4 protein-coding genes and 3 pseudogenes are annotated in these 8,845 nt (G+C 37.5%); 5 read left to right on the plus strand and 2 right to left on the minus strand.

All coding sequences use genetic code 11. The features are described from left to right. Positions 1 to 185: 185 nt before the first annotated feature. Together IPJ09_21070 and IPJ09_21075 are read right to left on the minus strand one after the other, a co-directional pair. Positions 186 to 1,669, minus strand: a pseudogene (locus tag IPJ09_21070) (M20/M25/M40 family metallo-hydrolase). Between the two features lie 129 nt (positions 1,670 to 1,798). Further along, positions 1,799 to 3,050, minus strand: a pseudogene (locus IPJ09_21075) (aminotransferase class V-fold PLP-dependent enzyme). Between the two features lie 739 nt (positions 3,051 to 3,789). Here IPJ09_21075 and IPJ09_21080 point away from each other — a divergent pair. The 5 genes and pseudogenes from IPJ09_21080 to IPJ09_21100 all read left to right on the plus strand — a co-directional run bounded on the left by IPJ09_21080 (position 3,790) and on the right by IPJ09_21100 (position 5,109). Continuing rightward, the gene (locus tag IPJ09_21080; protein ID MBK7373870.1) at positions 3,790 to 3,930 is read left to right on the plus strand and encodes a tyrosine-type recombinase/integrase; all 141 of its coding nucleotides are present in this window, start codon (positions 3,790 to 3,792) and stop codon (positions 3,928 to 3,930) included. A gap of 73 nt (positions 3,931 to 4,003) precedes the next feature. Further along, positions 4,004 to 4,392 (plus strand): annotated as a pseudogene (locus IPJ09_21085) (tyrosine-type recombinase/integrase). Further along, complete coding sequence (locus IPJ09_21090; GenBank protein MBK7373871.1) at positions 4,374 to 4,529, plus strand: transposase zinc-binding domain-containing protein; 156 nt, start codon at positions 4,374 to 4,376, stop codon at positions 4,527 to 4,529. Before IPJ09_21085 ends, IPJ09_21090 begins: the two are co-directional and overlap by 19 nt. 240 nt (positions 4,530 to 4,769) lie before the next feature. After that, complete coding sequence (locus tag IPJ09_21095) at positions 4,770 to 4,916, plus strand: hypothetical protein (protein ID MBK7373872.1); 147 nt, start codon at positions 4,770 to 4,772, stop codon at positions 4,914 to 4,916. Positions 4,917 to 5,007: 91 nt separating this feature from the next. Continuing rightward, on the plus strand, positions 5,008 to 5,109 hold the full coding sequence (locus IPJ09_21100; GenBank protein ID MBK7373873.1) for a transposase: 102 nt from the start codon (positions 5,008 to 5,010) through the stop codon (positions 5,107 to 5,109). The last annotated feature ends 3,736 nt before the right edge of the window (positions 5,110 to 8,845 follow it).

Raw genomic sequence — 8,845 nt, forward strand, 5'->3', positions numbered from 1 at the left:
CCTTATCTCTGTTATATCTCATCAAAATCATATTCGGCAACCGAATCGTTGAATCATTGGCGGCCTGCCTCATGATAATCACGATTGTCCATAGGGAGTTCGAAATCTGATAGTGTCTCAATAGTTTCTATATCTATAATATTATTATCAATATATTTTATTAGCCAGTTTACAGAAAGTGGAAGCTACTGCCTCTTAAAACCTGATGTCGGATCTATAGAGTTCGATTTTGGTAATTCTTTCCTAGGTAATTTCTGATCCCGCATCGCAGCATTGTATACAAATGCAGCCACAATAGTAGCCGATTGTTTGAGATCATCAGCACTCAAATGATCGTAGCTGTCCATATTACTGTGCTGGAATCTTAATCTATCCTGGATAAATTGAAACCCCGGTAGTCCAATCGCGTCAAACGATACATGATCAGTACTGCCTAGTTTTTGTAATGTAACTGTTTTGGCCCGAAGATCATGGAACGGTGCTAACCATTCTTCAAAAATGGGACGGGCTGCTTCATTCCCCTGCAAGCTGATTCCAAGTACTTTTCCGGTGCCATAATCTAAATTAAAATAGGCTGACAGTTTATCGTAGGCCGGCAATAAATTCATGGTGGCGAAATCACCAAACGTATTCTTGACATATCCTCTTGACCCCAATAGTCCCTGTTCTTCTCCGCTCCACAGAGCAATACGAATAGTCCTCCTGGGTTGTATGCCGATAGCTTTTAATATACGTACTACTTCCATCATGGCACTGACTCCTGCTGCGTTGTCTGTAGCACCATTAGCTGCAGGCCATGAGTCAAGATGTGCACCGAGCATGACTATTTCGTCATTTAAATTAGGATCCACACCAGGTATTTCTGCTATCACATTATATCCTTTGGTATCTTTTGTCTGGAATGTCGTTTTTACATCTACTTCCATTTTCACGGGTGTATTATTTCTTAATAAACGAACTAACATATTGTAATCTTCCAGGCCGATAGCAATGTCCAAAAAATTGGCCGGATCAGAGATTTTAAAAGGACCAGCCTGCAGTACAAACACGGTCCCACCATTATTATCCGCAGCTGAGCTTAATAAAGCTGTTACGTCTTCTTTGATAGCCATTCTTTTAGAGCAATGAGCACTTCCCTTGAAATACCATTTTGAGCTCTGTTTCTTTCCATCCTTCTGCGTAAAGTGGCCATATCCTCTGCCTCTTTCACTTCACTTAATTTTTGCAGTTCTTCATCGGTACGACGCTCAGGATTTGGTTTAAAATCTGGTTCATAATGAATCAGATCATCGACTATCAAAACCATTCCTTTAAGTTTTCCACGATATGCATTCAGTTCGCTGGAATCTTTAGCTGAGATTAATAGCACTCTACCTGTTTGAGGTCCATTTGTGCCAGATGACCAGGCTTTTGGGTAGGCTATAAGTGACCTGTACCAAGGGTGATAAGATCGCTACATATGATTTTTTCAAATCCCATCCTTTTCCAAAATCTTACGGATCCAATCTGGAATTAACCAATCCCCATTGTGTGAATTGGTTTTTAGCATAATTGGCAGCACGCATAAATCCGGCGGAATTGGTAACCTTGGGCCACTCATTTCAGTAATTTGAAATACGATATCCATTACTTTGGAATTTTGTAATCCTTCATTTCTTATTTTGGCCATTACGGCCTGGTCAATATTTTCTGTTTGTGCCAATACGAAAACAGGAAGAACAAACAAAAGGATTAAAGAAGATTTATTAAATTTCACGTGATTAAATTTTAAATGAAGGTGATAAAAGGTTGATGTATATTATTTCATTTCCGTTAAGGCATTTATGAGTACATCGAGTTCTTCTGTACTTGTATATACATTGGGCGTTATACGGCATCCATACACCCCGGAGCCATTAATTTGAGCCGTATAGATTTTACTTTTAAACAATGTATCAGCCATATCAGCCGGTTTCATTCCCTGATCCCAACATTTGCAATACCGCAAACACGAGCCGGGTCAGCTGGTGTATTTACCAGCACATGGGAAGGTCCCGAACTTTTGCCGTCCAGTAATATTGTAAAAATCTTAACCTGGCTTCTTTTCTTTCTGCACCCAAAATGTTGTAGAAATCAATTGCATCCCCAATGGCAAGATCGGTATGTGCAGGATTTGTTCCGATATGGCCAAGCCGTGAAATATCATCTGGCTTTCTTTCACCTTCCGCCATCAGTGGCCATACCTTTCCAATATTTTCCTTCTTTACGTATAATATTCCGCAACCCAGTGGAACACTCATCCATTTGTGAAGGCTGCTACCGAAATAATCGCAATGAAGGTCCTCGATAGAGAATTTAAAATGTGCAAATGAATGCGCACCATCAACCATTACCTGAACTCCGCTCTTGTGCGCCATATCACATATTTTCGGACAGGTAATATCTGCCCGGTTATATTGATCATATGGGAGACCATCAGCAATTTTGTTTTTTTGTAATGGCTAATGCATACAGATTCACGATCTCATCATCTGATTGAGGGATATTCGGTACTGACACAACTTTATTGATTACACCATATCTTTTTGAAACCTGGTTAAACATGCTGCGCATCGAACCACAATCCTGTTCAGCCATTATCGTTTCATCGCCTTTTTCCAGTCGAGCCCGCTGATTACCAGGTCGAGCGATTCCGTGGTATTCCTGGTGAGGCTCAGTTCATCAGGAGAACAACCAGCAACTTCGGCAAGTTTTGCCGCCATGGACTTCCTGGTTTTAACTCGGAAATTTCGCATATAATAGGAACCATGATAATTAACCTCCCTTACATGTTCAATAAATTTTTCCAATACCTGTTCAGGAATAAAATTGTAATACCCGTTTTCAAGATTAATAAAATCGGGTTTAAGCTTATAACCTTTGCGTATAATAGCCCAGAAATCCTCATCTCCGGATAATTCTGTTAAAGGAACAGCAGAAACGTTTTTGACGGCTTGAGCAATACCATCAAAGCTCATCGTTCCGCCTAAACCTGCAAAAGCAACATTCTTTAAAAAGTCCTTTTATCTCATATCATTTATTTTAAACATGCTTTGGATTAATAATTAACTTTAGTATACTTTTGAAATAGCACATAAAATGTAAATGTTTTCTATTTTCAGAAATTTGCAAAATGTCCAGTTTTACTAGACTTTATTTTTTGTTGGATCATAAATTCCTTTATTCCCCGTCTTATCTTTGTCTCTGAAAGCCTGCAACGCTGGATCAGTACAATCGCTCATCACCTCAAGCATTCTATCACGAAACTTTTGTATTTCACCAGCATATGATGGATCATCTATCAGGTTGTTGAACCAACATTGCTTCGCAACGGGTTTTGCCTTAAATTTTGGCTTATCTTGTTAAGCTAAAAATTTATATATACAGAAAAAAACTTATCGCAGTATGCAATCAATGCATTGCAACGCACCAAAGACCTTTTAAATCTAGGTGAATATGGCCCCGGAACCATTCGAAGTTATTTAAGTGAACTCGATACCTTCAGCTATTATGGAGATGTCAGGCCGTCTCAAATTACCTATGAAGACTCGCTTAATTATCTCATTTATCTGAATAAAACGCTAGGATTGTAGCAGAGGTCAAATCAAAAATGGCAGCCAATAGTTTTGCTTTCTTTTTCAGGCAAGTTCAGAATAAACCTTACAAAATACCAAGTATATTATTTGCGGCTCATAGTCAAGCTGCCTCCTGTTATGGAAGAACAGGAAGTTTTTAATGTTATTTCCACAATAAAAATGTTAAACAAAAACGTTGATCATTCTTTTATACAGTACAGGAATGCGTGTGAGTGAAATTACCAACCTTAAACTTATCGATATAGACAGTAAGCTCATGCGGATAAATTGTGAATGGAAAAGGAAAAAGACAGATTTGTACCCTTATCACCATTAGTTTTGTCCAGCTTCGAACTTATTATTTATATTACAAACCTGTTAATTATTTATTTAATGGCTATAGAACTGCTATGGAAATATTCAGTTCGGTCTATTCAGTTTATTCTTCAAAAGACATTAGCAAAAATCGGATTAGGAGTAAAAATTATACGGTTCATACACTAAGGCATAGTTTCGCTAACATCTGGTAGATAACGGTGCAGATTTGCAAGTCGTACAGGAGATGATGGGCCATAGTCATCTATCTCAAACCACTCAATACCTACATTTGAGTAATAAGCGTCTAAATCAAATCATGAATCCGTTTGATGCAATGATCTCCCATATTAATAAAAGCCCGACCAAACGCCATGAATACCTTAACTGCAGCCCAAAGGTAGCCACTGTTCAGTCCATATTAAATAAAATATCATACTCATTCAAAAAATCCTCATGTCGAGCATGTCCTCAACCAACTTAAGAGTTGCAGGACTGCACAACAACTACCACTTGTATAAATGCAACAATAACGACTGCATGAAATTAAAATACCAGTACCACAGTTGCCGAAACCGCCACTGCCCTGCTTGTGGTTCGATGCAAAGAACAGTGGGTTGATGATCCGGAGAAGTGAATTATTGCGATTAGCTACTACCATATAGTATTCACTTTACATGAACTAAATAGTGAAATATTGGGTAATCGTAAAGTACTTGCATACAAGCTGCTCTTTGATGCGACTGCCGAACACTCCTTGATTTTGCAAAGAACCCAAAGCATTTAGGAGGCTATTCTGGCATTCTGGCTGTTTTGCATACCTGAGGGCAGCAACTTAGCTTTCATCCCCATCTTCATTGCATAGTTAGTGGAGGTGGTATGATAAAAACCAAAGACGGAATGATATGGAAAAACGCAGTACGAAACAAGGATGATTTCTTTCCCGGTAAAAGCTGGCAATTGTGTTCAGAGCAAAATATCTGCACGGATTGGAAAGTTAATTGCTAACCAAGATGTAACAGTGCCATTTCACTTAGATATCAGGAGTTTATAAGTCCTTTATACTCTAAGATTGGGTGGTCTATGAAAAAACCGTTCGGTGGGCCTCCAACAAGTCATCGAATATCTCGGAAGGTATACACATAAGGTAGCCATCACTAACAATAGAATCAAAAAATCGATATTAATTCTGATACTGTAACATTTTGATTATAAAGACTATACAGCAGAGGTAAGTGAAAGAAATGGAACTCGGGGCTAATGAGTTTATCCGCAGGTTCGAACAACATATTTTGCCTAAATATTTACTAAAATCCGCAGTTATGGTTATCTCAGTAATAGAAATCGTAAAGCTAATATCAAAGAGATTTCTTACTATTTAAATCTCCCTTATCATCCTGCAAAGTAAGTCCCTTGGCATGTGAGATTATTAGAAAAGAATAACATGGTATAACCAGTCCCCTCATTGTCAAAATTGTCACTGATCTTGGTGCAGTGTGAAAGACGATTCATAATTGCGAGAAGATGACCAGAGAACAACACCCTCTAATATGCAAAGGCACTTGCTATGCAATCTATTTCTAAAAATCAAAATTGTAATCAAATACGTAAATTACAAGGTAAAAAAATCATAAATTTAACATTCAAATGAATTAAAATTGCCTACAACCCATCAACACCCAATAAAAATGATAACAACTCACCACCTTAGGCTACATCATGCATCCATACTTTACACCTTAGATACTACCACCTGCTTGTCGGTCAACATAAAAGTATACCGACAGCCCTATAAGAGTAACGAGGAGCATAGCCCTTTTTTTGTGGGCTGTCGGATACTTTTATAAATGTTAAGCGCATCAGGATCATTCTTGAAATCATAGAACTCTTCTGGTACTCTATGCCTGTACAGTTCAACACGTTTTTGCAATTTCAGGATCATTTTTGGCAGCTATAACCATAGATTTCCAGGTTAGGCCACCTGTTGCATCTCCTGACATGTTTAATTCGCCATCGGACCAGAAATTGTATATATAACCAAAATTTTATCCTGGAGACATCCTGGGATAGCGTATTTTAGCAAATATTTGATAGAAGGTTGTAAATACAAAATTTCTCATTTCACTGTTTTCTGCCTAAAAAGCAAAGGAAGATAACTTCTTCCGTCAAGATTTGGTACCAACGGAAGGACTAACAAGCCTCCAAGATGGTAGGCATTAAATCATTCTCTGAAACAAAATGAACTGATCGATGAGTACAGACCTACGATCTTATTACGGGTTTTTTATTAAGGGAGTTTATTGCACTGTTAAATAGCATTGAGATTTTGAAAACGGAAGAACCATAGTCACTAAAAATATAACGAGGGTATTTCTTCACGTTCGCTTTTTCAAAGCATCTAAGCTACAACTCAATGCTCTGGTCGGCCCTATAAACTGATCCATAATATTGTGCTATCTCCTTGCGCACCTCAGTAATGTCTGGCAAGTACCAGGTATATCAATATCTTACGGGCTATACTGGCGTGTCACTGTAGGCAGCATATTACCAAAGGTTGCAGTATCTGCCGAACTTCCTACAAAAGGTCTGTGAGGATCATACGAATTGGCAAGAAGGAAAAAGGTCTTTTCTGTGCTTTAGCCATCTCGAAAATTTAGTTGAATAGTCCTTAAAAGGGTAAGACTGCGTGAGAATCCGTTTCTCCACACAGAGTCTTTCTCTGTAGAAGGAATAAAATCCCAACAAAAAACTTCGCAACCGGCTGATGATGAATTTCCTTTCCTGAAATTCCATTTATATATCCAACTTCCTAGTTGTTCTGAAAGTGTTGAGTACATCCACATTTATTGGCTCAAACCCCTCTGCACCATTATTATGAGGGTATCTTCCAGTTGTAAAGATTGTCTGCAAGGCGCGCAAACGGCTGTATTAACACAAAGGCGTGCGTAAATCTTATTCCTTCACTTGCTAATTTGACAATATTTGAGTTATATCCGGGATCTCACATCCGAAAACACCAACAGAATTATAAGTCATGTCATCAACAGTAACGATAATTACATTAGGCATTTTTAGCTTAATAGCATCTATACTGCGTATAGAGTTGATTTTACTACTTATCCGTGGCAAAATCGATGAAAGAAATCGGAAAATATAAATCCGATTAAAGGAATTTATTTTTTAACTTTTTCATTTTACAATACTCTTGCATAATTCGTTTGGCTTGGCGATATTTTTATAAAGTTATCTTAGCTTGTTAAATATCTCGAAGGGTGTCTTTTAGTTGATTGTTATTTTTTTGGGTGTTATTGAATGAGTTGTCTCCAAATATGGAATACATTCCGTAGGAATTAGTATGATATCCCCATTTTTTAAGGTAGAAAGCACCAGTTTTGGAATTTCATCACCGTTTTTTGAGCAATTTGGCTGACAATCAGATTGTCTAATATTTCACTGATTTTATCAAAAGACTTATTAGTAAGAAGTTGTTGTTCATCAAGATGGGTCCTTGTTATCATCAATAGAAACCAAGGTCCATTGGTGGAGCGGATATAAGTATATTGATTGGTTTTATGGCACGATAAGCTATTGCATATTCCTGTTTAATAGGGGGAAATATTCATATGTAAAACAGCACAGTATGGGTCATCCTGATTTCTGCAAATGAAGGAGGACAAGTCATCTCCTTCACACCGATTAGGTATGGGGATAATGGCAAAGACCTAGTAAGAGTTGGAAAAATATCAGGTGCCTTAACTGGCATTGTACCAATCGACCAATATTCCCAGTATCAGCAAGTACCTTAATATAAATGGAACGTTGGCGGGTTCTGTAAAAGGGACTTGTTTTAATTTTAGGTCAACTCCTATGAACCTAACATTTCCCCATGATCAAGTTAAAATAAAAACTGTATTTTCACGATTTCACTCTTCATCAATGGTAAGATAGAATATCTGTAATACTTTTCTCCAATTGCGGAGTAATGCTCTCTTAACTATCCTTTTACTTCTTTTTTAGCATTCTGTTGCAATGATTCAAGTACATTAGGTGGGAGGAAAATTGTGTTTTCGTTATAGAGATCAAGTATTCCTTCAGTGCAGTTTGGTGTGGAAAATGCGTTGCACCAAATGCTACAAATAACATAAAAGGCTACCTACTTTTTGATTGAGTACGGGAATGTATTGTTGTTGCATCTTTTGTTGAGTCAAACACATCCCTTGTCCATTCCAAAAGTTTTCACAGGAGTTTCCTGTAATAATGAGAATGGTTATAATTGTGGTCCACCATCCTGCTACTTTCAATAATCAAAACCTTGCCTTTTTCCGATGGGTATAAAGAAAACCGCCCATTACCATCAAGATGCCATTTACCTATATATCCCGTATTATACTGATATTACCAAATACCTCTACCACTGCAAAGTTCTTGTCCGGTAGATGTAAATCGTTTAAAAGCATTCCCGGTAGAGTAGGATACCTGCCCGTCATCAATGCAACCCGATACGGTGTACAAACTGGTGTTACGGATACCGCATTTTTAAAACTGAAACTACTTTTCTGCTAAAGCGTCAATAGTTAGTGTTTGACATTGGGATCTCCTAAATAACCCATTGCTAATGCGCGCCATTGATCTGTTAATATGGTAGATGATGTTCAGCTTTTGTCTTTTTGGATATTGAGCCTTTGTTGTTGAAACAAGTAGATCTAATAAATCAAGATCGGAAGAAAAAAAAATATATGATTTATTGGTCGTTGCTTTTATTATATAGTGAATATTTAAATAAAGTTAGACATGTACAGATCTAGTATCTGCACTTCAGCATATTTGTATGTAGGTTCAGTTCAAATTAATATTGAATACTTTTCTAGCTTACTCATTGTAGCCATTATTGCTTTTTATTTTTCAGCATGAGTCGCATCGTCCATAGATCAGTTCGA

The organism is Saprospiraceae bacterium (genome assembly GCA_016709995.1).
In the GTDB taxonomy this organism is placed as follows: Bacteria; Bacteroidota; Bacteroidia; order Chitinophagales; family Saprospiraceae; genus JADJLQ01.